At 68.3% G+C, this 24146-nt stretch carries 25 protein-coding genes; 7 read left to right on the forward strand and 18 right to left on the reverse strand.

Annotation, left to right across the window (positions count from 1 at the left end):
* Positions 1 to 14 precede the first annotated feature (14 nt).
* The gene (locus ACIQ3R_RS00095; protein WP_397413648.1) at positions 15 to 377 is read left to right on the forward strand and encodes a Smr/MutS family protein; all 363 of its coding nucleotides are present in this window, start codon (positions 15 to 17) and stop codon (positions 375 to 377) included.
* On the opposite strand, the gene ACIQ3R_RS00100 is transcribed toward ACIQ3R_RS00095, so the two are convergent.
* The 11 genes from ACIQ3R_RS00100 to ACIQ3R_RS00150 form a co-directional block, all read right to left on the reverse strand.
* On the reverse strand, positions 378 to 701 hold the full coding sequence (locus tag ACIQ3R_RS00100; RefSeq protein ID WP_397413650.1) for a phosphoribosyl-ATP diphosphatase: 324 nt from the start codon (positions 699 to 701) through the stop codon (positions 378 to 380).
* A complete protein-coding gene (gene hisF / locus ACIQ3R_RS00105; RefSeq protein ID WP_397413652.1) occupies positions 698 to 1495 on the reverse strand; it encodes an imidazole glycerol phosphate synthase subunit HisF in 798 nt (265 codons plus the stop codon). Before hisF ends, ACIQ3R_RS00100 begins: the two co-directional genes overlap by 4 nt.
* Positions 1495 to 2217 carry a 1-(5-phosphoribosyl)-5-[(5-phosphoribosylamino)methylideneamino]imidazole-4-carboxamide isomerase gene (hisA, locus tag ACIQ3R_RS00110; protein WP_397413654.1) on the reverse strand — a complete coding sequence of 241 codons (723 nt, stop codon included), beginning with the start codon at positions 2215 to 2217 and terminating at the stop codon, positions 1495 to 1497. Before hisA ends, hisF begins: the two co-directional genes overlap by 1 nt.
* The gene (hisH, locus tag ACIQ3R_RS00115) at positions 2214 to 2849 is read right to left on the reverse strand and encodes an imidazole glycerol phosphate synthase subunit HisH (protein WP_397413656.1); all 636 of its coding nucleotides are present in this window, start codon (positions 2847 to 2849) and stop codon (positions 2214 to 2216) included. Before hisH ends, hisA begins: the two co-directional genes overlap by 4 nt.
* Positions 2850 to 2974: 125 nt before the next feature.
* Positions 2975 to 3565, reverse strand: a complete 591-nt coding sequence (hisB, locus tag ACIQ3R_RS00120) for an imidazoleglycerol-phosphate dehydratase HisB (protein WP_397413658.1) — start codon at positions 3563 to 3565, stop codon at positions 2975 to 2977.
* Between the two features lies 1 nt (position 3566).
* Positions 3567 to 4556, reverse strand: a complete 990-nt coding sequence (locus ACIQ3R_RS00125) for an adenosine kinase (protein ID WP_397413661.1) — start codon at positions 4554 to 4556, stop codon at positions 3567 to 3569.
* Between the two features lie 75 nt (positions 4557 to 4631).
* The gene (locus tag ACIQ3R_RS00130) at positions 4632 to 5672 is read right to left on the reverse strand and encodes a hypothetical protein (RefSeq protein WP_397413663.1); all 1041 of its coding nucleotides are present in this window, start codon (positions 5670 to 5672) and stop codon (positions 4632 to 4634) included.
* Positions 5673 to 5746: 74 nt separating this feature from the next.
* On the reverse strand, positions 5747 to 6799 hold the full coding sequence (holA, locus tag ACIQ3R_RS00135; RefSeq protein WP_397413665.1) for a DNA polymerase III subunit delta: 1053 nt from the start codon (positions 6797 to 6799) through the stop codon (positions 5747 to 5749).
* Entirely contained in the window at positions 6799 to 7299 is a 501-nt protein-coding gene (gene lptE, locus ACIQ3R_RS00140; RefSeq protein WP_397413667.1) for an LPS assembly lipoprotein LptE, read from the reverse strand. Before lptE ends, holA begins: the two co-directional genes overlap by 1 nt.
* Entirely contained in the window at positions 7299 to 9875 is a 2577-nt protein-coding gene (gene leuS / locus ACIQ3R_RS00145; protein WP_397413669.1) for a leucine--tRNA ligase, read from the reverse strand. The genes lptE and leuS overlap by 1 nt, the downstream gene beginning before the upstream one ends.
* A gap of 81 nt (positions 9876 to 9956) precedes the next feature.
* On the reverse strand, positions 9957 to 10427 hold the full coding sequence (locus ACIQ3R_RS00150) for a DUF3576 domain-containing protein (RefSeq protein WP_397413671.1): 471 nt from the start codon (positions 10425 to 10427) through the stop codon (positions 9957 to 9959).
* 270 nt (positions 10428 to 10697) lie between these two features.
* Between ACIQ3R_RS00150 and ACIQ3R_RS00155 the strand changes: the two genes are divergently transcribed.
* On the forward strand, positions 10698 to 11084 hold the full coding sequence (locus ACIQ3R_RS00155; RefSeq protein ID WP_397413673.1) for an NtrZ family periplasmic regulatory protein: 387 nt from the start codon (positions 10698 to 10700) through the stop codon (positions 11082 to 11084).
* Here the strand turns inward: ACIQ3R_RS00155 and ACIQ3R_RS00160 are convergent.
* Positions 11074 to 11607: a thiamine phosphate synthase gene (locus ACIQ3R_RS00160; protein WP_397413675.1), complete on the reverse strand. Its 534-nt coding sequence runs from the start codon at positions 11605 to 11607 to the stop codon at positions 11074 to 11076. The genes ACIQ3R_RS00155 and ACIQ3R_RS00160 overlap by 11 nt on opposite strands.
* A 67-nt stretch (positions 11608 to 11674) precedes the next feature.
* On the opposite strand from ACIQ3R_RS00160, the gene ACIQ3R_RS00165 reads away from it, so the two are divergent.
* On the forward strand, positions 11675 to 12343 hold the full coding sequence (locus ACIQ3R_RS00165; protein WP_397413677.1) for a YggS family pyridoxal phosphate-dependent enzyme: 669 nt from the start codon (positions 11675 to 11677) through the stop codon (positions 12341 to 12343).
* Positions 12344 to 12452: 109 nt separating this feature from the next.
* Here ACIQ3R_RS00165 and ACIQ3R_RS00170 read toward each other — a convergent pair whose 3' ends face one another.
* A complete protein-coding gene (locus ACIQ3R_RS00170; protein WP_397413679.1) occupies positions 12453 to 12956 on the reverse strand; it encodes a L,D-transpeptidase in 504 nt (167 codons plus the stop codon).
* Positions 12957 to 13010: 54 nt separating this feature from the next.
* On the opposite strand from ACIQ3R_RS00170, the gene ACIQ3R_RS00175 reads away from it, so the two are divergent.
* Both ACIQ3R_RS00175 and argE read left to right on the forward strand, forming a co-directional pair.
* Positions 13011 to 13694, forward strand: coding sequence for a response regulator transcription factor (locus ACIQ3R_RS00175; protein WP_397413682.1), 684 nt, complete (start codon positions 13011 to 13013; stop codon positions 13692 to 13694).
* 129 nt (positions 13695 to 13823) lie between these two features.
* Positions 13824 to 14987 (forward strand): acetylornithine deacetylase, encoded by a 1164-nt coding sequence (gene argE / locus ACIQ3R_RS00180; RefSeq protein WP_397413684.1) that lies wholly within the window; start codon positions 13824 to 13826, stop codon positions 14985 to 14987.
* On the opposite strand, the gene ACIQ3R_RS00185 is transcribed toward argE, so the two are convergent.
* Positions 14953 to 16098 (reverse strand): glycosyltransferase family 2 protein, encoded by a 1146-nt coding sequence (locus ACIQ3R_RS00185; protein WP_397413687.1) that lies wholly within the window; start codon positions 16096 to 16098, stop codon positions 14953 to 14955. The two genes, argE and ACIQ3R_RS00185, sit on opposite strands and share 35 nt — an antisense overlap.
* A gap of 33 nt (positions 16099 to 16131) precedes the next feature.
* On the opposite strand from ACIQ3R_RS00185, the gene rfbC reads away from it, so the two are divergent.
* Both rfbC and ACIQ3R_RS00195 read left to right on the forward strand, forming a co-directional pair.
* Complete coding sequence (gene rfbC / locus ACIQ3R_RS00190) at positions 16132 to 16686, forward strand: dTDP-4-dehydrorhamnose 3,5-epimerase (protein WP_397413689.1); 555 nt, start codon at positions 16132 to 16134, stop codon at positions 16684 to 16686.
* A gap of 393 nt (positions 16687 to 17079) precedes the next feature.
* Complete coding sequence (locus ACIQ3R_RS00195) at positions 17080 to 18777, forward strand: peptide ABC transporter substrate-binding protein (RefSeq protein ID WP_397413691.1); 1698 nt, start codon at positions 17080 to 17082, stop codon at positions 18775 to 18777.
* Between the two features lie 120 nt (positions 18778 to 18897).
* Here the strand turns inward: ACIQ3R_RS00195 and ACIQ3R_RS00200 are convergent, their stop codons facing one another.
* The 4 genes from ACIQ3R_RS00200 to ACIQ3R_RS00215 all read right to left on the reverse strand — a co-directional run bounded on the left by ACIQ3R_RS00200 (position 18898) and on the right by ACIQ3R_RS00215 (position 24122).
* Positions 18898 to 19680, reverse strand: coding sequence for a dienelactone hydrolase family protein (locus ACIQ3R_RS00200; RefSeq protein WP_397413693.1), 783 nt, complete (start codon positions 19678 to 19680; stop codon positions 18898 to 18900).
* A 38-nt stretch (positions 19681 to 19718) separates the two neighbouring features.
* A complete protein-coding gene (locus tag ACIQ3R_RS00205) occupies positions 19719 to 20240 on the reverse strand; it encodes a DUF2939 domain-containing protein (RefSeq protein ID WP_397413696.1) in 522 nt (173 codons plus the stop codon).
* 189 nt (positions 20241 to 20429) lie between these two features.
* Entirely contained in the window at positions 20430 to 23369 is a 2940-nt protein-coding gene (gene infB, locus ACIQ3R_RS00210) for a translation initiation factor IF-2 (protein ID WP_397413698.1), read from the reverse strand.
* Between the two features lie 84 nt (positions 23370 to 23453).
* On the reverse strand, positions 23454 to 24122 hold the full coding sequence (locus tag ACIQ3R_RS00215; RefSeq protein ID WP_397413700.1) for an RNA-binding protein: 669 nt from the start codon (positions 24120 to 24122) through the stop codon (positions 23454 to 23456).
* Between the last annotated feature and the right edge of the window lie 24 nt (positions 24123 to 24146).

Here is a 24146-nt window from a genome sequence, read left to right on the forward strand (position 1 = left end):
TCGCACCCCGACGCTTGAGCTCGGGTCAGGCCCGCCCGCGTGAGGGCCTTGATCCCATAGAGCCCAATCGACATCACCGGATCAGCCGCGAGCGCGAAGAGATCGGTGCGCGCCTGGATCTGCACGGTCTGACCCAGGATCGGGCCCGGACCGACCTTGAAGCGTTTCTCGGGCGCGCTTGGACCGAAGGCTGGCGGGCCGTCCTGGTGATCACCGGCAAGGGGGTTCAGGGTGACGGGGTGTTGCGCCGCCGCACCCCAGAATGGCTGGGCGCGCCGCATCTGGCCCACATTGTCGCCGGCGTGTCGCCGGCCCACCGCCGACACGGCGGCGAGGGCGCGCTCTATGTGGCGTTGAAGCGCAAACCGAAAGGCTGACTACTTTAGCCGCGCAGCCTTCTCGGCGAGACCCGATGCGCCTTCTCGAGCTTCCAGGCGTGCGGCCACCTCGTCGAGACTGACGCCTGTGGCGGCGATCAGAACCAGCCAGTGATAGATGAGGTCTGCGCTCTCGGCGGTCAGGGCGTCCCGATCGCCCTGGGCGGCGGCGATCACCGTCTCGACCGCCTCCTCGCCCAACTTCTTGGCCGCATAGTCGATGTCTGCGAGCAGACGGGCAGTGTACGAGGTTGACGCATCTCCACCCCGCCGGCTTTCGATCACGGCGGCGAGCCGGGCGACAACGTCGGTGAAGCGGCTCATGCGGCAAGACTTTCTGTGAGGCGAACGGGAATCCCAGCCGCAGCCATCGCCGCCTTGGCCTCGCCGATGCCGACTTCGCCGAAGTGGAAGATGGAGGCCGCCAGAACCGCAGATGCGCCGGCCTGCACGCCTTCCACCAGATGGCGCGCATTGCCGGCCCCGCCCGAGGCGATCACCGGCACGCTGACCGCCGATGTAACGGCGCGCAGGAGGTCCAGGTCATAGCCGGTCTTGGCGCCGTCGCGGTCCATGGAGGTCAACAGGATCTCGCCGGCGCCGCATGACACCGCCTCGACTGCATAGGCGACCACATCAAGCCCGGTCGGCCGCCGACCGCCATGGGTGAAGACTTCCCAGCCGTCTATGCGGCCAACAGGACCGGTGGAGGAAGAGCGGTGTTTGGCGTCAATCGCCACGACCGTCGCCTGGGCGCCGAAGGCGTCGGCGCAGGCGCTGATCAGATTGCGATTTTCGACCGCTGCAGTGTTGATGCTGATCTTGTCCGCTCCGGCGCGGAGCAGGCGCCGGGCATCATCCACCGCGCGGACGCCGCCGCCGACCGAAAGCGGCATGAAGCAGACCTCGGCGGTTCGCGCGACCACGTCCAGGATGGTTCCCCGGTTCTCGTGACTCGCGGTGATGTCGAGGAACATCAGTTCATCCGCGCCAGCCGCGTCGTAAGCTCGGGCTTGTTCGACCGGATCGCCCGCGTCGCGCAACGCGAGGAACTGCACGCCCTTCACCACTCGACCGTCCTTGACGTCCAGACAGGGGATCAGGCGCGTCTTCAGCATCAGGCCGCGAGCCTCAGGGCTTCGGCCGGATCGATGGCGCCGTTGTAGAGCGCCCGGCCCAGAACGGCGCCGGCGACTGGCGCCCCGACCCGCGCCTTCAATCGTGCGATGTCGTCTACGCTGGCCAAGCCGCCGGCCGCGATCACTGGAATACTCACGGCGTCGGCCATGGCGCCGAAAACCTCGACATTGAAGCCTTCCAACGTGCCGTCACGATCGATGTCGGTGACGATCAGGGCGCCCACACCGGCATCCTCGAACCGCCTGGCCACGGTCACGGCGTCGAGTTCGGTGTCGGCGGTCCAGCCGTTGACCGCTACCCGGCCCTTACGGACATCCACGCTCACCGCGATCTGCTCGGGATAGGCGAGGGCAGCGGCGATCACCACATCTGGATCTTTGACCGCCACGGTGCCCAGGATCACCCGGCTGACGCCCGCTTCGATCCAGCGTTCCACGTCCTTGAGGGTGCGAATGCCGCCGCCGAGTTGAACCGGGACGGATACGGCCCCAAGGATCGCTTCCACCGCCCCGGCGTTGACCGCCTGGCCGGCGACAGCGCCGTTGAGGTCGACCACGTGGATCCAGTGGAAGCCGGCCTTCACCCAGGCCCGGGCCTGGTCCGCCGGCGAATCGTTGAACACCGTGGCGGTGGCGAGGTCGCCATGCACGACACGCACGCACTGGCCGTCCTTCAGGTCAATGGCCGGATAGAGGATCAAGGTCGCCACTCCAGGAAGTCAGCCAATAGCCGCAAGCCAGGGCCTTGCGACTTTTCAGGGTGAAACTGGACGCCCACGAGGTTGTCGCGCGCCACCGCCGCCGGAAACCGTCCGCCGTGATCCACATAGGCTGCGACGTCCGTCTCGTCTTTTGGAAACATTGCGAACGAGTGCGTGAAATAGACCGCCGCCTCGCCGTCAAGGCCCGCCAGAACCGGATGGCTCCTGGTGAGTTCAGGCGCGTTCCAGCCCATGTGTGGCACCTTCAGTGCGGGATCATCCGGCGCAATCTTGCGAACATCACCATCGATCCAGCCGAGTCCCTCGGTGACGCCGAATTCATGGCCCCGGGCCGCCAGCAACTGCATGCCGACGCAGATGCCTAGGAACGGCGCTCCCCGTCCCCGAACAGCCTCTGTCATCGCCTCTATCACGCCCGTACGTTCCGTCAGCCCCGTCATGCAGGCGGCGAACGCACCTACGCCTGGCAGGACCACGGCGTCGGCGCGTGCAACCGCTTCCGGATCGTGCGTCACCAGGATCTCGGCCGCACCTGAGGCCGCACGCACCAGCGCTTTTTCGGCCGAGCGCAGATTGCCCGACCCATAGTCGATCAGGGCCACTCGTCGCATCGTTGGGATACCTAGAATCTTTCCCGTTCCGGCAGAGTCATCTGAGCGCGGTAAAAAGTGCTCGAAATCAATAATTTAGAGCGCATCATCATCCGATAATCCGTTCTCACCCTTCGGAAGACGCCCTAGAGCACGCCCTTGGTGGAGGGGGCGGTTCCGCCGGTCTTGGGGTCCACCTCCACCGCTTGGCGCAACGCCCGCGCCAGCGCCTTGAAGCCACTCTCGGCGATGTGGTGCGAATTGGTTCCGTAAAGGCATTCCAGATGCACGCAGGCGCCGGCGTTCATGGCGAAGGCGTGGTGGAATTCCTTGAAAAGCTCGGTGTCCATCTCGCCGACCTTGGGCGTGCGGAACTCCACCTTCCAGATCAGATAGGACCGGTTGGACAGGTCTATAGCGCAGCGCGACAGAGTCTCGTCCATGGGGATATAGGCGTGGCCGAACCGGCGCACGCCTTTGAACCCGTCCAGGGCCTTGGCCACTGCCTGGCCCAGCACAATGCCCACATCCTCGACTGTGTGGTGCATATCGATGTGTAGGTCGCCCTGGGCCGCGACCTCAAGATCGATGCCGCCATGGCGGGCGAAGCTTTCCAGCATGTGGTCAAAGAAGCCGATGCCGGTGGCGATCTTCGAGATACCGGTCCCGTCCAGGTCGATGGCGACGCGGATCTTGGTCTCCTTGGTGTCGCGGGCGATTTCGGCGCGGCGGTTCATCTCAATACCCTCGGGCGGCCAGCAGGTCCTTCAGCGGAACCTGCGGACGCGGACCATAGTGCGAGATCACTTCTGCCGCCGCGATGGCGCCGAACCGGCCGCAATCCTGCAGCGGCCGGCCGCGCGCGAGGCCGAACATGAACCCGGCGGCGTATTGGTCGCCTGCGCCCGTGGTGTCCACGACTTTCTCGACCCGTTCGGCCGCGACCGAGAGTCGCTGGCCTTGGTCCAGGATCACCGAACCTTTCTCGCCGCGGGTGATGGCGGCCAGCTTCACATGCGGGCGCAGCGCCTCGACGGCGGCGTCGAAGTCCGTAGTTTCGAACAGCGAGGTCACTTCATCTTCATTGGCGAACAGCAGATCCACCTGGCCCTCGATGAAGCCCTTCAGCGCACCCCGATGGCGCTCAACCACGAAGCCGTCAGACAGGGTCAGTGCGATCATCCGACCGGCGCCGTGCGCAAAGGCGGCCGCCTTTGCGAAGGCCCGCCGCGCCGCATCGGCGTCAAACAGATAGCCCTCCAGATAGACGATTTTCGCAGCCTCGACCGTCGCCTGCTCGACGTCGTTGTCGGTGAACTGCACCGATGCGCCCAGATAGGTGCACATGGTGCGCTGGCCGTCGGGCGTGACGTTGATCATCGACACCGCCGTGGCGGGGCCTCCGCTGAGCAGGGCGTTCTCGAAGCGCGCGCCGATCCTGGCCATGTCAGTGGTAAACGCGCGACCCAGCGCGTCGTCGGCCACCTTGCCCATGAAAGCCGCACGCCCACCCAGGCTGGCGACGCCGGCGATCGTGTTGGCCGCAGAGCCGCCAGAGGTTTCCACGCCCTTGGCCATTTTGGCGTAGAGCGACGCACTCTGCTCGGCGTCGACCAGCATCATTGCGCCCTTAGTCAGGGCGTTATCGGCGAGAAAATCGTCCGTCGCCGGAGCAATCACGTCGACGATAGCGTTGCCGATGGCGGCGACGTCGTAGAGGTCGGGCATGGGTAAGCTTTCGAGGCGATCCGGGCGGCCCGTTTAGCGTTGTCTGGTCGCCGGGGCTACCATCCAGGCCCCAGGTTAAGGTTCCTCTTCCGTCGTCTCGGCCGCCTTGTCCGGCGCGCGTCCGGCCCGCTCTTCCTCGCGTGCGCCGGCCAGGATCCCCGCCAGCCCATAGTTTCCCTCGTGACAGGCATATTCGTACATCGGGGTCGGAGAGCGCGAGAACTCGTACTCGCCGCCCCAGGGCTCGCGAAACACACTCGGGTCTTCGACCCGAAAGGCGTAGTGCAGTCGGTCCGGGCCAACGCGGGTGAACCTCTCGGTGATCTTCAGATTGACCGAGGCGCCGCGAAACACCTGCTGAGGATGAAAGTTAGTGGTCTCCACTACAAGGGCATCCCCCTCCCAGCGGCCGATGGAGTCGCCCATCCAGGTGCGCACCTGCGATGGCGGATGCTGCCCATCCATCCGTACGATCCGAGCGTCGTGGACCATCTCCACCACGATGACGATCGTCTCCGGCGTCTGAATGATCTGGTAGAGGTTGTTGTACAGCACCGGCTGCATCACCGGCCCCGACGAACCGCCGAAACCGACGAGGCAGCGCTCCCCTGGCGAGCGGGTCTCTGGATTGTCGTTGATCGCCAGACCAGGCGGTAGGATCGGCCGGCCCTCCGAGCCCGCGCGGACATCCGGCCGCATCGGCACGCGCCCGTCAGGCGTCGAGGTGATGAAGCCGTTCCGCGGCTGCCCGCCCACACGCATCACCGTGGTGCCTGGATCGGTCCAGCCGGCGTTGTAGTTGCAATTGGTTCCACGCCCGTCCGAGCAGTCCGCTGGCAGGTCTTTGACGGTAGAGCCGGCGCGGGTCGGGGCATTACCCAGGTCGATCAGCGCCCGATTCTTGCCCTCGATCTCTGCGGCGCGCGCCTCTGACATCACCAGCGTGTCGCCGTAGGCCGGGTTGCGCTCCAGTCGGGTGAGGCTGGCGTTGGTCCAGTCGCCCTGGAGGTCGGGCCGCCCATCCGCCAGTCGCGGCGGCTGGTATGGCTGGGCTGACGCCTCTCCGACCAACAGGCTCGCCGCAAGCACCAGGCCCGCCCAGTCCGTACCCTGCATCGTCGCCCCCCGCCGGTTCCTGTGTCCGGAACGCTCGGCCCGCACGCTAGGGCGGGCGTCAAACCTGCTCAAGTCTACAGGCCCAGCCGCTTCGCCCGGCTGGCCACGGCCAGCGCAAGGCGCTCGGCGATCAGGCGATCGGGCGAGCCGGTGGTCTTACAGGCGCGGTCTGCTGCCAGCAACTCAGGCTGGAGGCGGTCGAGGTCTTCCAGTTTCCAGGCGCGGACCTGGCGTAGAACCTCGCGCTCCTGCTTCCAGAACACCCCGGAGGCCTTGGCGGCCTCTTGCGCACCGGCTCCAGCCAGAACCAGGGTCACCACCTTGCGCAGCCTGGCCAGGTGCATCCCCATGGCGCGCACCGCCGCGGGTCCGCCCTCGCCCTCCTGGGCGGCGCGGCGCAGGCCGGCCTGCGCCTCGGCGATCCGCCCGCCGAAGGCGTCGGCGGCGGCGTCGAACAGTGAGGCGTCCGGCTCCACACCGAGGAACGCCTCCAGGTCTGTGGCTGCACCCTGGACGCCGCTGCCGGGGCCGAGAAACAGCACCAGCCGTTCGATCTCCTGCCGAACCACGCCCCGTTCGCGCGGCAGGCGCGCCACGAACAGCGCAAGAGCGTCTGCGTTGAGGTTCAGATTGTCCTTGGCCAGGGTCTCGCGGACCAACCGCGCCACGTCGCCCGGCTCATCCTCGTAACAGGGGATGGCCGCCGCGCCCGCCTGCTTCTCCGCCGCCTTGCGCAACGCTGACCCCTTGGCCAGGTCTCCGGCTTCGATCAGCAGGAACGCGTCGGGATTGAGCTCCCCCTTCGAATGGCGCTCCAGCGCCTCGGCCGCCAGCCGGTCGATCGGAACGCTGTCGCCGGAGAGCCGGAGTCGCACCAGCCGCCGGCCGCCTATCAGGGACTGCGCGGCGAGTTCCCCCTCCAGACGACCGCCGTCGTCGGCCATGTCGCGTTCGGACAGCACCGCCACGTCGAATGGATCATCCGGATTGGCCACGATCTTGGAGGCGAGCCCCTGCGCCCGGTCGCGCACCACGCCCAAGTCGCGACCGAAGATCAGCGCCGCGCGAATCGCAGGGTCGGGTCGGGAAAGAAACCGCTCGGCATCGGGGCGGCGGTTCAGGAGCACTATCGGGCGGCGACCTTGGCGCCGTTGGCCAGCCAGGCGGCCAGTTCAAGCTGGATGCGGCGTGAAGCCTCTTCCGCTGCCCGGTCCTGCGCATCCTGCTGTGCGGCGATGGAGGCATAGGGCTGGTCGGCGGAATCGTAGGTCAGCTCCACCCGAACCTGACCCCGCTTGGCCACGTTGCGGCCCGGCAACGCGAGGAGCGCGTAGCTGGCCGTCAGCACGTATTCGTAGCGGGTGGCCACATTGTCGATGCGAACGCCGCGCGGATAACGCGCTTCGCCCAGGCTGATCTGCATGGTGTAGGCGGGCGGAGCCGAGGCGTCATGGGCGAACGCGTCGTCCAGATGCTGACGCATCAGGTATCCGGTACGCCCGGACGGCGCTTCCACCTGGATCCCCGCCAGTCCGCTTACAACCTGCGGCTGGCCATAGAGCGGCTGGAAGCCGGCGCAGCCGCCGAGCATCAGGGTCAGGCCAAGGACGGGAAGGAGCTTTCGCATCAGGCGGCCACGATATTCACGATCCGGTCCTTGACCACAATGATCTTGCGGATCGTCAGGCCTTCCAGCCGCCGCGCGATCTCCGGGTCGGCCATGACCAGGGCCTCCACGTCGGCGGGCTCGGCGCCTGCAGGCGCAGCGATCTCACCCCTTCGCTTGCCGTTCACCTGAATCGGCAGGATCTTGACCGCATCCTCGGTCAGGGCTGTGTCGAATTCAGGCCATGGCGCCGCGACCAGCAGGCCCGGGCCGCCGATCCGCTCCCAGCAACTCTCGGCCAGGTGCGGTGTAAAAGGCCCGATCAGCCTTGCGAACGCCATCAGCGCCTCGGTCCGCGCCGCCAGAACCGCCGGGCTCGCGCCCACGGCCGGGTTGGCCTTCAGCAGGTTCAGGAACTCGTAGAGCCGCGCGATGCCCGAATTGAACCGGAAACCCTCGATGGCCTCGGTCACCTGGCGAATCAGCTTGTGGGTGGCGCGGCGAAGGTCGGGGTCGGGCTCGACCGACATGGCGCCTTTGGGCTGACTGTCGAACTCGTCCCACACCCGGTTGACGAACCGCCAGGCGCCCTGCACTCCGCCGGTAGACCACTGGGCGTCACGTTCCGGCGGGCTATCCGACAAGACGAACAGGCGGGCGGCGTCCACCCCATAGACATCGAAGATCTCGTCGGGCGTAACCGTGTTGCGCTTGGACTTCGACATCTTCTCGACATCGCCGATCACCACCGGTTCGCCGGTCTCGGTCAGCCGGGCGCGGCGAGTCTTGCCCTCGACTTCGATCAAAACGTCGCGCGGTTCGAGCCAGTCACCGTTCTGCCGACGATAGGTCTCATGCGTAACCATGCCCTGGGTGAACAACCCGGCGAACGGCTCGCGCACCCCGACCATGCCCTCGTCGGCCAGGGCCTTGGTGATGAAGCGGGCATAGAGCAAGTGCAGCACCGCATGTTCGATGCCGCCGATGTACTGGTCCACCGGCAGCCAGTAGTCCGCCGCCGCCCGGTTGATCGGCTCTTCGGCTTGGGCGTCAGTGAAGCGGGCGAAGTACCAGGAACTGTCGACGAAGGTGTCCAGCGTGTCGGTCTCGCGCGTGGCGTCGGCGCCGCAGGCCGGGCAGGTGGTGTGCTTCCAGGTCGGGTGCCGCTCCAACGCGTTGCCCGCTTTATTGAACTCGATGTCATGCGGGTGCGTCACCGGCAGGGCCGATTTCGGCAGCGGCACGACACCGCAGGCCGGACAATGCACCACGGGGATCGGGCAGCCCCAGGCCCGCTGGCGCGAGACGCCCCAGTCACGCAGCCGGAACACCACCGCACCCTCGCCGTCGCCCTGGGCCTCAATCCGGGCGATCGCCTCGGCCTTAGCCGTTTCCACGTCCAGACCGTCCAGGAAGCGGGAGTTATAGATCACGCCCGTTCCCACATAGGCCTGGTCGGCCACGGCGAAAGTCTCTGGGTCCGCGCCGGGCGGAAGCACCACCGGGGTGACCGGCAGGTCGAACTTGCGGCAGAAGTCCAGATCCCGCTGGTCATGCGCCGGGCAGCCGAAGATGGCTCCGGTCCCATAGTCCATCAGGATGAAGTTCGCGATCCAAACTGGCAGTTCCAGGCTGGGATCGAATGGATGCTTCACGCGCAGGCCGGTGTCGAAGCCGAGTTTTTCCGCCGTCTCGATCTCGGCCTCGGTCGCCGCGCCTTTGCGGCAGGTTTCGACGAAGGCGGCGGCGGCCGGGTCGCGCGCGGCGATCGCCAGGGCTACGGGGTGGTCTGCCGCCACGCCCACGAAGCTCGCACCGAACAGGGTGTCGGGCCGAGTGGTGTAGACCTCCAGACCCTCGGAGGGGCCTTCGCCGGCGTAGTGGAACCGGAATCGGCAACCTTTCGACCGCCCGATCCAGTTTTCCTGCATCACCCGCACTTTCTCAGGCCAGCGATCCAGGGTTTTCAGGTCGTCGGTCAGGGCGTCGGCATAGCGGGTGATGCGCATCGCCCATTGATTCAGCCGCCGTTTTTCCACCAATGCACCGGAACGCCAGCCGCGGCCGTCGACTACTTGCTCGTTAGCCAGGACGGTCTGGTCAACCGGGTCCCAGTTGACGACGCTTTCCTTGCGATAGACGAGGTCGCGGGCCAGAAGATCCAGGAACCAGGCCTGTTGCTTGCCATAGTAGGCCGGGTCGCACGTGGCGAACTCGCGGCTCCAGTCGATGGACAGGCCGAGCTCCTTCAGCTCGGCCCGCATGCGGTCGATGTTTTCGTAGGTCCAGGCCTTGGGATCGACGCCGCGTTCCATGGCGGCGTTTTCGGCCGGCAGGCCGAAGGCGTCCCAGCCCATGGGGTGTAGCACCGAGAAGCCCCGCGCCCGCTTGAATCGGGCGATCACGTCGCCCAGCGAGTAGTTCCGCACATGGCCCATGTGCAGCCGCCCGGACGGATAGGGAAACATCTCCAGGACGTAGTACTTGGGCCGCGCTGGATCCTCGACAGCGCGGAAGGCGTCAGCCTCGGCCCAGGCCAAGCGCCAGCGCGGCTCGGTGATTTTCGGATCGTACTTGGAAGGAGTGTGGGTCGCCATCTGACTGGCCTTTGACGGGAGAGGACTAGTCCGGTCAACGGCCTTCAATGGCCGCCGTCCGACGCTCGAACAATCCGGGGGTCAGCCCCGGATGTTCGAAAGTCGAAGCTGGCGTGCGCGGGTCAGGATCGAGTTCTCGATATCAACCTCAGTCTGGCCGGCTGCGGGCTGGTCCACCCAGGCCCCGGAGGCGTCCCGGGTCTGCTTGAACACGGCCACGTTCAGGCCGTCGGCCCTCAGGCGCGAATCCAGGATGTAGACCGTGCACTTGAAGCGTTCGTCAGGCTTCTCCGGATTGACGTACCAGTCGGTGACGATGACCCCGCCGTACGGATCGGCCGAGGACAGAGGCATGAACGAGAGCGTGTCCAGAGAGGCTCGCCACAGATAGCCATTGACCGCGATCGCCGCTGCGCTTTCGTTCGACGACCGGGGATCGCCGCCGCCACCAAACGGATTGGGCACGGTGCCGCACCCACCTAGCGCCAAGGCGCCCATAGCCACGCCCGCGATCAGTCCGCTTCGAATCCGCTCAGCGCACACAAACGGCATTGGCATCTGTCTCCATTTATCCCCGCGACGCGCTTGCGCGTCACGGCGCCGCCCCGCGCCGGCGGCCTCTATATCAAGGGCCGATGGAGCGCCAAACAGGAATCGCGTGGCCGCTCCGCCACAGTAGAGGCTCTGATCGAGGTTAATCAGCCCGTGAACCTGTGACTCCAGTTGACCCGGTTCGGACGCGCGCCTTAATCCGCATTGTGCATCGTCCCGCACGCGTGGGTCGAGCGAGCACAAAAGCGGTTTGGACGGAACCGAAACCGGATGGCTAAGGCCCGCATCCTCGCGATGTTCGCCGCTGCGACGCTGATGAGCGTCGCGGGCGGGGTCGCGAACGCGTCGGATCGCCCGGCGACGGCCGTGGATTTCACCGTTCGGTCTGAACCAACCACGGCTGCGCCCAATGCCGGGCGCGCGATGCGCTGGGACGCGACGCGAGGCCGCTTCGGTGTCACCCTGGGTATTCAACAACCCGATGGCCGGCCGGCGATCCCCAATGACGTTCAGGCCGGCGCCTACTTCCGTATCACGCCGTCAGTGCGGGTCGGCGGCTCAGTTTCTCTGGGGCCCCAGGATCTGACGCCGCGCGCCAATCAGGCTCGGCCAGCCGACCAGCCGAAGGTCCGGCTCGAAACCGCCTTCAAGTTCTAAGACCGTCAATCGCCGCCACGCCGATGACGCCCGTCATACGCAGGCGCGCAGCATTGCGCCTGTTCACGCCGCCGAGCGCATAGGCCGGCTGACCGGCCAACCGGACCAGGGTCGCCAGCCGAACCGGTCCCAGAGGCGCGGCGGCTGATGGGCTTTGGCTTGGAAAGACCGCCGATATCACGACCGCGTGGCCTCCGCGGCTTCGCGCGGCTCTGACATCATGAGCTGCCGAGGTCACGATCCAGCGCGGGTTCGCCCGCCGAATTGCGCCTGCCCGGTGCGCCGACCGTTGGGGCAGGTGGACGCCATCCGCCGCAACCTTCCGGGCCAGTTCCGTGTCCTGGCCGATCAGCAGCAACGCTCCCCTTGCATGCAGGATCGCAGCGAGACTTTGCGCGACGGCCTCCGCATCCGTTGCCGCGAACGCGCGGTAGACTAGGGCTGCGCCAGGAGGCAGCGATGCCGCCAACAAGTTTAGATCTCCGGATCGCGCCGGATCGGTAAAAGCCAGCAGCGTCGGCAAGGCCTTTCGCAGGCGCCTTCGCGCCGGTAAGAGCCGAGCGGTTCGCCAGAGGGTCCAGAAGGTCGAGATGGCCGCGTCTCCCGCCAATGCTGCGCCTGGCTATACCGAAGTGGTGGCCCGGATCGCCCGCGCCGCGCAAGCCGCCGGCCGACCCGTCGGCGATGTCACGCTGGTGGCGGTCTCCAAGCAGCAGCCTTGGGAAGCGGTGGGGCCCGTGCTGGCCGCCGGCCATCGCGTGTTCGGCGAGAACCGGGTGCAGGAGGCGCTCACCCGGTGGGCTGACCCGCCGGTCCCAATCACGCTGCACCTGATCGGCCCGTTGCAGACCAACAAGGCGCGCGAGGCGGTCGCCCGCTTTGACGTCATCGAGACCCTTGACCGGGATCGTCTGGCCCGCGCCCTGGCCGAGGAGATCCAGCGCCAGGGCCGAAGCCCTCGCCTCTATGTCCAGATCAACACCGGCGAGGAGCCGCAGAAAGCAGGCGTGGCGCCCTCAGAGGCCGACGCCTTTATCGCCCGGGTGCGGACCGAGTTCGGCCTGTCGCCCGAGGGGCTGATGTGCATTCCGCCCGCCGAAGAGCCCGCCGGACCGCACTTCGCCTTGCTGGCCGACATCGCCGCACGCAATGGCCTGGCCCGGCTTTCCATGGGCATGAGCGGCGACTTCGAGACCGCGATCCGTTTCGGCGCAACCAGCGTGCGCGTCGGCTCGGCGGTGTTCGGCGCGCGGGCTTGAGCCCGTCCGGTTCTGGCGGCGCCCTCGAGACCAGGTCAACACGCCGGAAAATCGAGAGCGTAGCGCGTATCGTCATCCGAGGCGCCGGTCCCGCCTCTGGGAAGGGACTCTAACCCACGATCTCAAGCGCGTCGCCGGGCCTGGCCTGGGCGAGCAGGGCCAGCAGGTCCTCGCGCGCCACCGCGACGCAGCCCTCGGTCGGCGCATAGTCCGGACGGGCGACATGCAGGAAGATCGCGGAGCCCATTCCGGGAACCGGCGGTTGGTCGTTGTGGCCGAGGATCACGATCAGGTCATAGAGTCCGTCGTCACGCCACAGTCGCTCTGCGCTGGCGGGATAGGGAAGACGGACGGGCTGGTTGTAGGCGGGGTCAGCGGGTGCATCGCACCAGCCGTCTTCGGGCGTTAGGGCCGCCGCCGGCAGCGCCGTAGACGGCTGCGGGCCGCGATCCGGACGGTACAGGACCCGCCGCAGCGTCCAGACGCCGGCCGGCGAGGCGCCGTCGCCCTCGCGTTTGTCCGCTGCTGGAACCACGCCGGTGGGCCCGAGGGCGCAGCGCACGCGCCGATCGCCGAGGTCCAGCCAGCCGTCGGAGGTGGCCACGAAGATCACGTTCGCCTCGAAATCCTTTGCCGGGTGCGGCCTGACTGGTGTTTGTTGCGACCCATGGCGCAACGCAAGACCCTCCTCATCGTCGACGACGACCAGGACCTCCGCGGCGCGATCGCCGAGCAGCTCCGCGACGAAGGCTTTCTCACCGTCGAAGCTCCCACCGCAGCTGAGGGCGTCGCCGCCGCACGTACGGCCAAGCCGGATCTGGTGCTGCTGGATGTCGATCTGCCGGATATGGACGGCCGCGACGCGTGCCGCCGCATGCGCGACGAAGGCGTCACCGCCCCGGTGATCATGCTGACGGCCGCCGCGACCGATGAAGACACCGTCCGGGGCCTGGACTCCGGGGCCAACGACTATGTCACCAAGCCCTACAAGTTCACCGTCCTGCTCGCGCGGATCCGGGCCCAGCTTCGCGACTATGAGCACTCCGAAGGCGTGGTGTTCCGGTTGGGCGCCTATGAATTCCGACCCGCCGGGAAGGCTTTGTTGGATGACCGCGGCCGCAAGATCCGGCTGACGGAGAAGGAAACCAATATCCTGAAGTACCTGTACCGCGCCGGCGAAAAGGCCGTGTCGCGGGAGGAACTGCTGGCGGAGGTTTGGGGCTACAACGCCGGGGTCACCACCCACACCCTGGAAACCCACGTCTATCGTCTGCGCCAGAAGATCGAGCCGGACCCGGCCAATGCGCGGCTGCTGCTGACCGAACAGGGCGGCTATCGGCTGGCGCCCTGAGGTCGCTGTTTCTGCGCCATCCGAGGGCCTGCCGGTCTGATCATGCGGGCGAGCCTGGCCCGAACTCGCGGCTTTCGGACCTGCATGCAGGGGTGGGCTAGCGGCCTCGGCGGGCGTAGGACTTATCCCATGGCCCAAGACCTCTATCCCGCCGCTCGCGACCTCCTGGCCCGGCTGGTCGCCTTCGACACCACGTCGCGCCACTCGAACCTGGAGCTGATCGCCTGGGTCGAAGGCTATCTCGATGACCTGGGCGCCAAGCATCGCCGGGTGCCCAACGCTGATGGGACCAAGTCCAACCTGATCGCCACCCTGGGGCCCGATCTTCCTGGCGGCGTGGTGCTCTCCGGCCACACCGACGTGGTGCCTGTGGACGGCCAGCCCTGGACCACCGAACCCTTCACCCTGACCGAGCGCGACGGCCGGCTCTATGGGCGCGGGACCTGCGACATGAAGGGCTTTGTCGCCCTGGCGCTGGCGGCGGCGCCGGAGCTGGCGCGGACCGCCCGGCGACCGGTGCACCTGGCCTTCTCCTACGACGAGGAGATCGGCTGCCTCGGCGCGCCGGCGATGATCGAGGTGATCCGTCGCGAACTGCCCCTGCCTTCGGTGGTGATCGTCGGCGAGCCCACCCGCATGGAGGCGGTGAACGCCCACAAGGGCATCGCCACCTTCGAAGTGGTGGTGACGGGTCGCGAGGTCCATTCCAGCCAGACTCATCTGGGCGTCTCCGCAATCATGGAGGCGGTGCGGCTGATGGGATCGCTCAACGCCCTCTCGGCGCGGCTGGAGGCGGAAGCCGATCCGGCTTCGCCGTTCACGCCGAAGGGACCGACCCTGACCATCGGCCTGGTCTCCGGCGGCACGGCGCACAACATCCTGGCGCGGGAATGCCGCTTCATCTTTGACCTGCGTTGCCCGGCGCCGTTGACGCCGGAGGGCGTGATCGCGCCGTTCCTGGCGGAAGCGGAGGCGATGGACCGGGCGCTCAAGGCCCGGGCGCCCGAGGCCGGGGTGACGGTTCGGATGCGCACCAATGTGCCGCCCTTCGCGCCCGAAAAGGACGGCGCAGCGGAAGTGCTGGCGAGGCGCCTCGCAGGCGACAACGGCCCGCCCCGCGTGGTGGCCTTCGCCGCCGAGGCCGGTCAGTTTCAGCAGGCGGGCTTCTCCACGGTGATCTGCGGTCCAGGGGCCATCGACCAGGCCCACCAGCCCGACGAGTTTGTCGAGATCGCCCAGATGCAGCGCGGCGCCAGCTTCATGCGGCGCCTGATCGAGTGGGCGGCGGAGTAGGCGCGTCGGAGCCCCCCTCCGGCGGCTTCGCAGCCCCCTCCCCCGCCGGGTGAGGGGGACCGCCGAAGGCGGTGGAGGGGGAAAGCTTCCGGATGACCGGCCGACGACCCGACAGGTCCCTCGGGTTCCAGGTCATGGCCCTGGCGATGTCCCAGAAGCTGGCCCGACGGTGGCGGCCGATCTCGCGGCGCTTGGCCAGCATCTTCGTCGCGCCTGCGAAGGCGGCGCGCACGGCCTTGAGGATCAGGCGGATATGGGGGCGGTTCTCCGCCCGGGCGTAGATCAGCATCAGCGCCAGGAGATGCAGCGGCACGACCAGCGGCAGCAGCAGGCCCGGCGTGTTCTTGAACAGCACCCAGAAGCGGTTGCGGGTTCCGTGGAACACCGCGAACTCCGACTTGCGCCCGCCGGTCGACGCCGAGCCGTAGTGATGCACCACGGCGTCCGGAACCAGCAGGGTCGGGTGGCCGGCGAGCTGAAGGCGGTAGCCGAGGTCCACATCCTCGCCGTAGCAGAAGAAGTCCTCGTCGAAGCCGCCGAGAGCCTGAAACAGCGCCCGGTCGATCATCATCGCCGCGCCGCAGGGGCTGAACACCAGGCCCTCGCGCGCCTGGCCGACATCGAGGTTCAAGTAACCGCCACGATAGGGGATGCCGGTGATGCTCATCACATCGCCCAGGCCGTCCAGCATACCGGGCGCATCAGCGGCCAGTTGCTTGGAGGTGAAGGCCTGGAGGGTCGGGTGGCGGTCGGCCGCCGCGACGAGCGCCGCCAGCCAGTCGGGCTCGGGCCGCGCATCGGGGTTCAGCAGCACCAGCCAGCGCCCGCGCGCCAGCCGCGCCGCCTGATTGCCCGCGCCGGCGAAGCCCAGGTTCTCGGTGTTGCGGACAAGCCGCGTCCAGGGCCGGGCCGCGGCGATCTCCGCGTCACCCGGATCGGGCGAGGCGTTGTCGATGATGAGGGTCTCGAAGTCGCGGAAGGTCTGGGCGGCCAGTCCGTCCAGGCATTCGGCCAGCGTCGGGCCGGAATTGTAGGCGATCACACAGACGCTGAGGGCCGGCGGCGGCTCTCCGCCCCCCGGGCTCTTGTCATCGCTCGCCCGCTGCGCCATGCGACGGCCACACCCACGTCCAAACGGATTCCCATGACCACGATCACGCCGCTGGCCATTCCCGATGTGCTGCTTATCACGCCCAAGCGCCATGGCGATGCGCGCGGCTGGTTCGCCGAGACGTGGAGCGTCAAGGCGCTGGCCGGCACCGTAGCCGACACGGCGTTCGTGCAGGACAATCAGGCCTTCAGCGCGGCCAAGGGCACGCTGCGCGGCCTCCACTTTCAGCTCGCGCCAAACGCTCAGGGCAAGCTGATCCGGGCGCTCAAGGGGGCGATCTTCGACGTGGCCGTGGATATCCGCGCCGGCTCGCCGACTTTCGGGAAATGGGTCTCGGCCGAGCTGACGGCCGAGGGGGGCGAGCAGCTCTGGGTCCCGCGCGGCTTCGCTCACGGCTACTGCACCATCACCGACGACTGCGAGATCTTCTACAAGGTCGACGGTCCCTACGCGCCGCAGAGCGAGGGCGGCGTGATGTGGAACGACCCCGACCTGGCCATTCCCTGGCCGCTGGCGGGCGAGCCGATCCTCTCCGGCAAGGACCAGGTGCTGCCGCGCCTGAAGGACCTCGGGGCGGTCAGCTTCTAGGCCCGGGGGCCGGGACGGCGCCGGGCCAATGCCTCGAATAGAACCGATTGGGCCTTCCTGCGCGCGCGGGAGCGCGTGCGCGCGAGCGGTGCGAGCAGCAGGCATGGGTGGGCGATCCCGGGCGAAGGGGTGAACACGCGCGCGGCCCGTCTGGGCAGGACGTCAGGGCCGGAGTTTCTGCCCGTCGACAGCGCAATTCACGGCGAACGAAGGGTAGCGCGGGCGAAGGTCCAGGTCAAGAACATTTAGTGAACATAAGTGTCGGCCTTCTCGCGCCCTGAGCGAAGGTCGGCGAGGTTGGGGGAGGAGAAGCGCTTGTACCGGCCCCCTCCCTTGACCCAGCGGGCCTGATGGCTGCCGATGGGCAGGGCTTTGGTTCGGATTTTCAGATTCATGCATCCACCGCCGAACCGCGACGGCAAGGACCGGTTCACACGCTCGGCTGGGCGTCAGCTGCTGATCCTCGCGGCCGGCGCGGTCGTCGGGCTGGCGCTCCTGATGCTGGGCCTGTCGTGGGCGTCGAACCTGACCGGCGGCGGGGGCGTCTCCAAGGGAATCGACGCCGCGACGGACACGGTGACCCTTGCGCTGGCGGATGAGCCGCCGCAGCTCGACAGCACGCGCAGCAACGACACCATCAGCAGCATGGTGCTGGGCCACGTCACCGAGGGCCTGCTGCGCAACGGCGAGGATGGGAAGCCGGCGCCCGGTGTGGCGGAGCGGTGGGAGATCACCGAGACCGGCGCCACCTTCTGGCTGCGCCCGGATGCGCGCTGGAGCGACGGCAAGGCGGTCACGGCGCATGACTTCGTGTTCGCCTGGCGCAAGACGGTCGATCCGAAGACGGCCAGCGACAACGTGGCGATGTTCTTCGCCATTCGGAACGCCGAGGCGATCAACCGGGGCCTGGCGCCGGTTTCCAGCCTGGGCGTGCGGGCCGAGGGGGATCGGGTCCTGCGGGTCGAGCTCGTGCGGCCCGTCGCCTATTTCGACAAGCTGATGATGATCTGGTCGTTCCGGCCGATCCGGGAGGACTTCTACAACGCCATGGGCGGCCGGTACGGCGCCGAGGCCGACACGCTGCTCTACAACGGCCCGTTCATGATCACCCGCTGGGTGCACGGCGCCGAGCTGCGGATGGAGAAGAACCCTCACTACTGGGCGAAAGATCGGGTGAAGGTGAAGGTTCTCAACTTCGCCTATTTCACCCGCGACCCGAACACGCTGGTCAACCTCTACAAGGACGGCAAGATCGCGGTGGCCGGCCTCAACCAGGAAAACCTGGACGACGCGATGGTGCAGCGCTGGCGGATCAATCCGTTCCAGCAGGGCGCGCTGTTCTATTTGCAGTTCAACCAGCGCGAGGGTCGCCCCACGGCCAACCGAAATCTGCGCCGGGCGATCCAGCTGGTCATCGACCCGGATGAGCTGGTCTATCGCGTGATCCGGACGCCGGGAAACCTGCCGGGCCGCTCGCTGTTTCCGGTCTGGCTGGACGGGGTCGAGGGCAAGTTCCGGGTGGAGTATCCGGTCCGCCGGGTCGCCCGGGACCCGGTCGAAGCCCGCCGTCTGCTGGCGCTGGCCAAACGGGAGCTGGGGGTGGAGAGGTTGCCGCCGCTGACCCTGCTGACCGACGACGGGGCGTTGGGCGACAAGCAGTCGGAATACTTCCAGGAGCTTTTCCGGCGTGAGCTCGGCCTGGAGATCCGCATCGACCAGCAGATCTTCAAGCAGCGGCTGGCCAAGATGGACAGCGGCGACTTCGATATCGTCACCGCCGGCTGGAACCCGGTCTATCCGGACCCCATGACGCTCGCCGACCTCCTGACCTCGTGGAACCCGAACAACAACGGCCGCTACCGCAATCCGGAACTGGACCGGATGGTGGTCATCGCCCAGACCTCAAGCGACGCGCGCGAGCGGATGGACGCCTTCGGCCGGATCCAGGAGATCGTGATCGAGGACGCGCCGATCGTGCCGACCTACGAGGCCGGCTCGGTCTATGTCGTGGACCCTCGGCTCAGGGGCCTTGTCCGGCGGGTGGCGGGGTTCGATCCGGACTACACGCGGGTCAGCATCGTGGAGGATTAGGGGGAGTCCCTGCACCCCGGCCTTGCCACTGGGTCTCGGCGCTCCAGCCCGTTGAGCGCGGGCTTCCGGCCGGGATGATGCGACGAGGGCCTGAGCCTCTGATCTTGGGGGAGAGGGGATTCATGCCCCCGTTCGTTCCTTGAAGAACGCGATGACCCGCTGTTCGGCGGCCTTCGTGGGGCCGTCCTCCTTGAGGTGAAGGGTCAGGACGGAGTGGGGCGCCATGAAGCTGGGCGCTGCGTCCTTGTCGTCGATCTCAATCGCTTCGAAGCGGTCGCCGAACTCGCGCCGGTAGGTCTCGAAGCGTGCGTCGGGGACCAGCTTGTCACTGGGGAATCGCAGGCCGATCACCGAAAGGTTCTCGGCCGACATGCGATCACGGGCGCAGGCGATCTCTTCGGTCGAGAGGCCGATCTGGCCGCCGCCCTTGCGGCCCATCGGCAACGAGGGCTGCGAGAGCACCGGCGCCACCACGCTGGGGTCGGTCATCATGGCCAGCGCGAAGCCGCCGGTGAAGCACATGCCGACCGCGCCGACACCCTTGCCCCCGCATTCGGCATGGGCCTGACGTGAGAGGGCGCGGAGCCAGTTCACCACCGGGCTCGAGCGGTCGCCCCGCCAAACGTGGAACTCGCGGCGCATGCAGATGACCCCGAGCGCCGTCGCCAGGGCGTATCTGCGCCCCACCGGCTTGCCCGGTTTCCCGAACAGGCTGGGGCAGAAGACGGTCATGCCCGCCTCGGCCACCCGGTCGGCGAAGCGGATCACCAGGGGGTGCAGGCCCGGCATCTCGTGCATGATGACGACGGCGGGGCCGGTCCCGCGGCGGTAGACCGGGAAGGTCTTGCCGTCGTGGGTGAAGTCGAAACGCGTGTAGTCCTTAAGCGCCGCCTCGTGGTCCATCTCGTCCCCTCTTGTCCGAAGGGGAGAGCATAGGATGCTCAGCGCCCGATGCGCAGCCGGGAAAGATCGCCGTCATAGCCCGCCAGCCGCCACCGGCCATCGGCGCCGTGGGCGAAGACCAGGTCGCAGGGCCCGCCCCTCGATGTGGCGGCGCAGACCAGGCCATCGCCGCGCGGGCGCACCAGGGTGGAGATGATCAGCGGCCCGGGGATCGGCGTGTCGCGGCGATAGCCGTAGGCCTCGGCCAGACCGCGGAACACCTCGGGCCGGATCAGGGCCTCGCCGGCCACGTCGGCGACGGCCGGCGCCAGGATCGCGGCCAGCACCGCCGGCACGCGGCCGTCCCTTCGGGTCTCGTCCATCAGGCGGGACTGAATCTCGGCCTTCAGCGCCGGGCGGTCGACCAGGCGGTCGAACATCGCCCGGTCGTTGTCGCGGATGGCGATCAGCAGCGCATGCACATCCGCCGCCGCATCCAGTCGGGGCGCCACGGTGGCGCAGCCGGCCAGGGCGCTCGAGAGCGCGAGGGTTGCGAGGGTGGCGGCGATCAGGCGGCGCATGGGCGGTCTCCCGGTGTCAGAGGCCGCGAGGTCGCACAGGTCGGCTGCATGGGAGATGAACGACATAGGCCGTCATCCCGGACGGCCTCAGGCCGATCCGGGACCCAGCCGCAAGACCTGGGATGCCGGGTCCCGGCTCTCGAGCCCGCTGAGCGCGGGCTTCCGGCCGGGATGACATGCTGGCGAGGGCTACAGGCTGCGCTTGACCTCTTCGAGGTTGAAGCACTCGATGACGTCGCCGGCCTTGATGTCCTGGAAGCCCTGGAAGGCCATGCCGCATTCCTGGCCTGACGGCACCTCGTTGACCTCGTCCTTGAAGCGCTTGAGCGTCTGCAACACGCCCAGTTCGAGCACCACCACGTCCTGGCGGATGATCCGGACCCGCGCCCCCTTGCGGACCACGCCGTCGGTGACCCGGCAGCCTGCGATCCGACCGACCTTCGAGATGTCGAAGGCCTGCAGGACCTCGGCATTGCCGAGGAACGTCTCGCGCTGGATCGGCGCCAGCATGCCCGAGAGCACGCCTTTGATGTCGTCCAGCAGGTCGTAAATGATCGCGTAGTAGCGGATCTCGACGCCTTCGCGCTCGGCCAGGGCCTGGGCCTGCTTCGAGGCGCGGACGTTGAAGCCGAGGATCGCGGCGCCGGCGCCCTTGGCCAGCATCACATCGCTCTCGCTGATCGCGCCGGCTCCGGACAGGATGATCCGCGCGCGCACCTCGTCGGTGCTGATCTTGTCCAGCGAGCCGACGATGGCTTCGGTCGAGCCCTGCACGTCGGCCTTGATGACCAGCGGCAGTTCCGAGACCTTCTTGTCGGTGATCTTGGCCATCATCTCGGCCAGGGACGCGCCCTGGACCGGTGCGCCGGCCTTCTCGCGCTTCACCCGGATGCGGTAAGCGGTCAGCTCGCGGGCGCGGGCTTCGTTCTCCACCACGGCGAAGGGTTCGCCCGGATCGGGCGTGCCGTCGAGACCGAGGATTTCCACGGGCACCGAAGGTCCGGCGGCGTCCAGCTGTTCGCCCCGTTCATTCAGCAGCGCGCGGACCCGGCCGAAGTTCGCTCCGGCCACAACGATGTCGCCGCGCTTCAGCGTGCCGCGCTTGACCAGCACGGTGGAGACCGCGCCGCGGCCCCGGTCGAGCTTGGCCTCGATCACCATGCCATCGGCGGTGCGGTCCGGGTTGGCCTTAAGGTCGAGCACCTCGGCCTGCAGCAGGATGTTCTCAATCAGGTCGTCCAGGCCCATCTTCTGGGTGGCGGAGACCTCGACCACCTGAGTGTCGCCGCCCAGGCTCTCGACGACGATCTCGTGCTGCAACAGCTCGTTGATCACCCGGGTCGGATCGGCGTCGGGTTTGTCGATCTTGTTGATGGCCACGATGATCGGGGCGCCGGCCGCCTTGGCGTGCTGGATGGCCTCAATCGTCTGGGGCATCACGCCGTCGTCAGCCGCGACCACAAGGATCACGATATCGGTGACATTGGCGCCGCGCATCCGCATGGCCGAGAAGGCCGCGTGGCCGGGCGTGTCGAGGAAGGTGACCTTCTCGCCGCTTTCCAGCCGCACCTGATAGGCGCCGATATGCTGGGTGATGCCGCCGTGCTCGCCCGACACCACGTCGGTGGAGCGAAGCGCATCCAGCAGAGAGGTCTTGCCGTGGTCGACGTGGCCCATGACGGTGACCACCGGCGGCCGGCCCTCGAGGTTGTCGTCCTCGTCCTCGCCACCGATGAAGCCTTCTTCGACGTCGGCTTCTGAGACGCGGCGGACGGTATGTCCGAACTCGGTGGCCACCAGTTCAGCGGTGTCGTTGTCGATCACGTCGTTGATCTTCAGCATCACGCCCTGACGCATCAGGAACTTGATGATCTCGACGCCCCGGATCGCCATCCGGTTGGCCAGTTCGCTGACCGTGATGACGTCGGGGATGACCACTTCGCGCGCGGCGCGGACCTGTTCCTGGCTCCCGCCCTTGCGCTTTTCGCGTTCACGCTCGCGGGCCCGGCGGACCGAGGCCAGGCTGCGCATCCGCTCCGCGCCCTCGGCGTCGCCGGCCACGGTCTGGATGGTCAGGCGGCCCTCGCGGCGGGTCGGCGCGCCCTTGACGCGGCTGATCGCCTTGCCGGGGCCAGCGTCGCGGCGCCGGTCGTCGTCATCGGGGCGGCGGTCCATGACCGCACCGCCGGGGCGGGGGGCCTGGCGCGTCGCGCGCTGGATCTCGGGGGCCGCCGGCGGAGCTGCGGGGCCGATGCGCGGGCCGCGCGGACCCGCGCCCGGGCCGCGCGGGCCGGCGCCTGGGGCCGGGCGCGGAGCGAGCGCCGAATAGCGGACCGTGCCGCCTTCGGGCGGCCTCGGCCCACGGTCGCCTTCGTCGCGGCGCGGCGGGCCGCGATCATCGCGCGGCGGCCGGGGACCATCTGTGCGGGGCGCGCGCTGGCCGAAACTGGCGGTCTCAAACCGGCCGCCGCCGGGGCGCTCGCTGCGATCCGGGCGATATGTGGTGGTGGTCGGGCGATCGTCGCGGCGATCGGCCGAGGGCTGGTAGGTGCGGGTCTGACCCGCCGGGGCCGGGGCCGGGCGCGCTGCCGGCATCGGCGGCGCGGGCGCCTGGACGGCGACCGGCGCGGGGGCGGGTGCTGGCGGAGCGATCGGCGCTTCTGGAACGGGAGCGGGAGCGGCGACGACCGGCGGCGGGGCGGCCCGGGCCGCAGCCTGGGCCTGCGCAGCGGCCTGGGCGGCGCGGGCGGCTTCGGCCTCGGCGCGGGCGCGTTCCTCGCGGGCGCGGCGTTCAGCCTCTTCCTGGGTCTGGCGGGCGCGAGCGGCTTCGATCACCCGCTGGCGCGCGGCGCGCTCCTCCGCGGACAATCCATCGTTCGGGGCGGCCGGCCGGGCGCCCGGCGGCGGCGCGGCGGGGCGCGGCGGTTCGAAAACGCGGCGCTCAGCGGCGGACGGCGCGGCCAGATTGCCGCCGACCGGCGCATGCGTGCGCACACGCTTGGTCTCCACGACCACGGTCTTGGTGCGGCCGTGGCTGAAGCTCTGCTTCACCGTTCCCGAGCTGACCGAGCCGCCGGCGCGCGGCTTCAGGGTCAGGGGCTTACGGCCGTTGTTGTCGTCGTCGCTCATGCGCTCGCTTTACTCACCGCCGGGCGGACCCCGGCTCAAGATCTCAATTCGTATCGCCCCTCAAACGACCATGGGCGGAAAGCCTCATGGCTCCCGCTTGGCCCCGACAGGCTCCTCGCGCCAATCCTCAGGAAGGAGCGGACTGAATCCCTCCAGGCGTCGGACATCTTCGGCCCAGCGCCCGGCGGCTCGCCCCGCAAGGAAGGCGGTGTGTATCACATTCTCCCCGCCCAAGGCCAAACCCAATTCCTGCGCATTGAACAGGCCGAGCACGCCCGGCGGCGGCGTGGCGTGGCGGGCCAGCCGCAGAAGCTTGCCGCGCCCGTCGCCCGCGCCATCGATCGCTTCGATCAACCAGGCCGCGCGGCCGGCGCCGACCGTCTTGGCGACCTTCTCGAACCCCATCACCAATTCACCCGCCCGGCGGGCCAGCCCCAGGCCTGAAAGCACCCGGGCGCGCAGTAACCGTTCCACTTCGTCGGCGAGGTCTGGCGCGGCCTTGAGGGGCGCCTTGGCCGAGCGGGCGAAGAGGTTCTTCTTGGCGGCCGCCGCCACCGACGCACGGTCCGCCGCCACCCAGACGCCCCGCCCCGGCAGCTTGCGCGCCAGATCCGGGACCACCTCGCCGTCCGGCCCCGACACGAACCGGACCAGCGCCGCTTCCGGCATGACCGCGCCGGAGACCACATCCTTGCGCTCCCGCGAAGCTTCCGCGTGGGTCTTGGCGGCCTTCATCGGCGTGACCTCAATCATCAACCACGGAACTCACGGAATTGG

Source organism: Phenylobacterium sp., assembly GCF_044371015.1.
In the GTDB taxonomy this organism is placed as follows: Bacteria; Pseudomonadota; Alphaproteobacteria; order Caulobacterales; family Caulobacteraceae; genus Phenylobacterium.

Coding starts and splice junctions, on each gene's coding strand:
- ACIQ3R_RS00100 (WP_397413650.1), bottom strand. CDS start 701: ATGAGCCGCTTCACCGACGTTGTCGCCCGGCTCGCCGCCGTGATCGAA.
- hisF (WP_397413652.1), bottom strand. CDS start 1,495: ATGCTGAAGACGCGCCTGATCCCCTGTCTGGACGTCAAGGACGGTCGA.
- hisH (WP_397413656.1), bottom strand. CDS start 2,849: ATGCGACGAGTGGCCCTGATCGACTATGGGTCGGGCAATCTGCGCTCG.
- hisB (WP_397413658.1), bottom strand. CDS start 3,565: ATGAACCGCCGCGCCGAAATCGCCCGCGACACCAAGGAGACCAAGATC.
- ACIQ3R_RS00125 (WP_397413661.1), bottom strand. CDS start 4,556: ATGCCCGACCTCTACGACGTCGCCGCCATCGGCAACGCTATCGTCGAC.
- ACIQ3R_RS00130 (WP_397413663.1), bottom strand. CDS start 5,672: ATGCAGGGTACGGACTGGGCGGGCCTGGTGCTTGCGGCGAGCCTGTTG.
- lptE (WP_397413667.1), bottom strand. CDS start 7,299: ATGCGAAAGCTCCTTCCCGTCCTTGGCCTGACCCTGATGCTCGGCGGC.
- leuS (WP_397413669.1), bottom strand. CDS start 9,875: ATGGCGACCCACACTCCTTCCAAGTACGATCCGAAAATCACCGAGCCG.
- ACIQ3R_RS00150 (WP_397413671.1), bottom strand. CDS start 10,427: ATGCCGTTTGTGTGCGCTGAGCGGATTCGAAGCGGACTGATCGCGGGC.
- ACIQ3R_RS00155 (WP_397413673.1), top strand. CDS start 10,698: ATGGCTAAGGCCCGCATCCTCGCGATGTTCGCCGCTGCGACGCTGATG.
- ACIQ3R_RS00165 (WP_397413677.1), top strand. CDS start 11,675: ATGGCCGCGTCTCCCGCCAATGCTGCGCCTGGCTATACCGAAGTGGTG.
- ACIQ3R_RS00175 (WP_397413682.1), top strand. CDS start 13,011: ATGGCGCAACGCAAGACCCTCCTCATCGTCGACGACGACCAGGACCTC.
- argE (WP_397413684.1), top strand. CDS start 13,824: ATGGCCCAAGACCTCTATCCCGCCGCTCGCGACCTCCTGGCCCGGCTG.
- ACIQ3R_RS00185 (WP_397413687.1), bottom strand. CDS start 16,098: ATGGCGCAGCGGGCGAGCGATGACAAGAGCCCGGGGGGCGGAGAGCCG.
- rfbC (WP_397413689.1), top strand. CDS start 16,132: ATGACCACGATCACGCCGCTGGCCATTCCCGATGTGCTGCTTATCACG.
- ACIQ3R_RS00195 (WP_397413691.1), top strand. CDS start 17,080: ATGCATCCACCGCCGAACCGCGACGGCAAGGACCGGTTCACACGCTCG.
- ACIQ3R_RS00200 (WP_397413693.1), bottom strand. CDS start 19,680: ATGGACCACGAGGCGGCGCTTAAGGACTACACGCGTTTCGACTTCACC.
- ACIQ3R_RS00205 (WP_397413696.1), bottom strand. CDS start 20,240: ATGCGCCGCCTGATCGCCGCCACCCTCGCAACCCTCGCGCTCTCGAGC.
- infB (WP_397413698.1), bottom strand. CDS start 23,369: ATGAGCGACGACGACAACAACGGCCGTAAGCCCCTGACCCTGAAGCCG.
- ACIQ3R_RS00215 (WP_397413700.1), bottom strand. CDS start 24,122: ATGATTGAGGTCACGCCGATGAAGGCCGCCAAGACCCACGCGGAAGCT.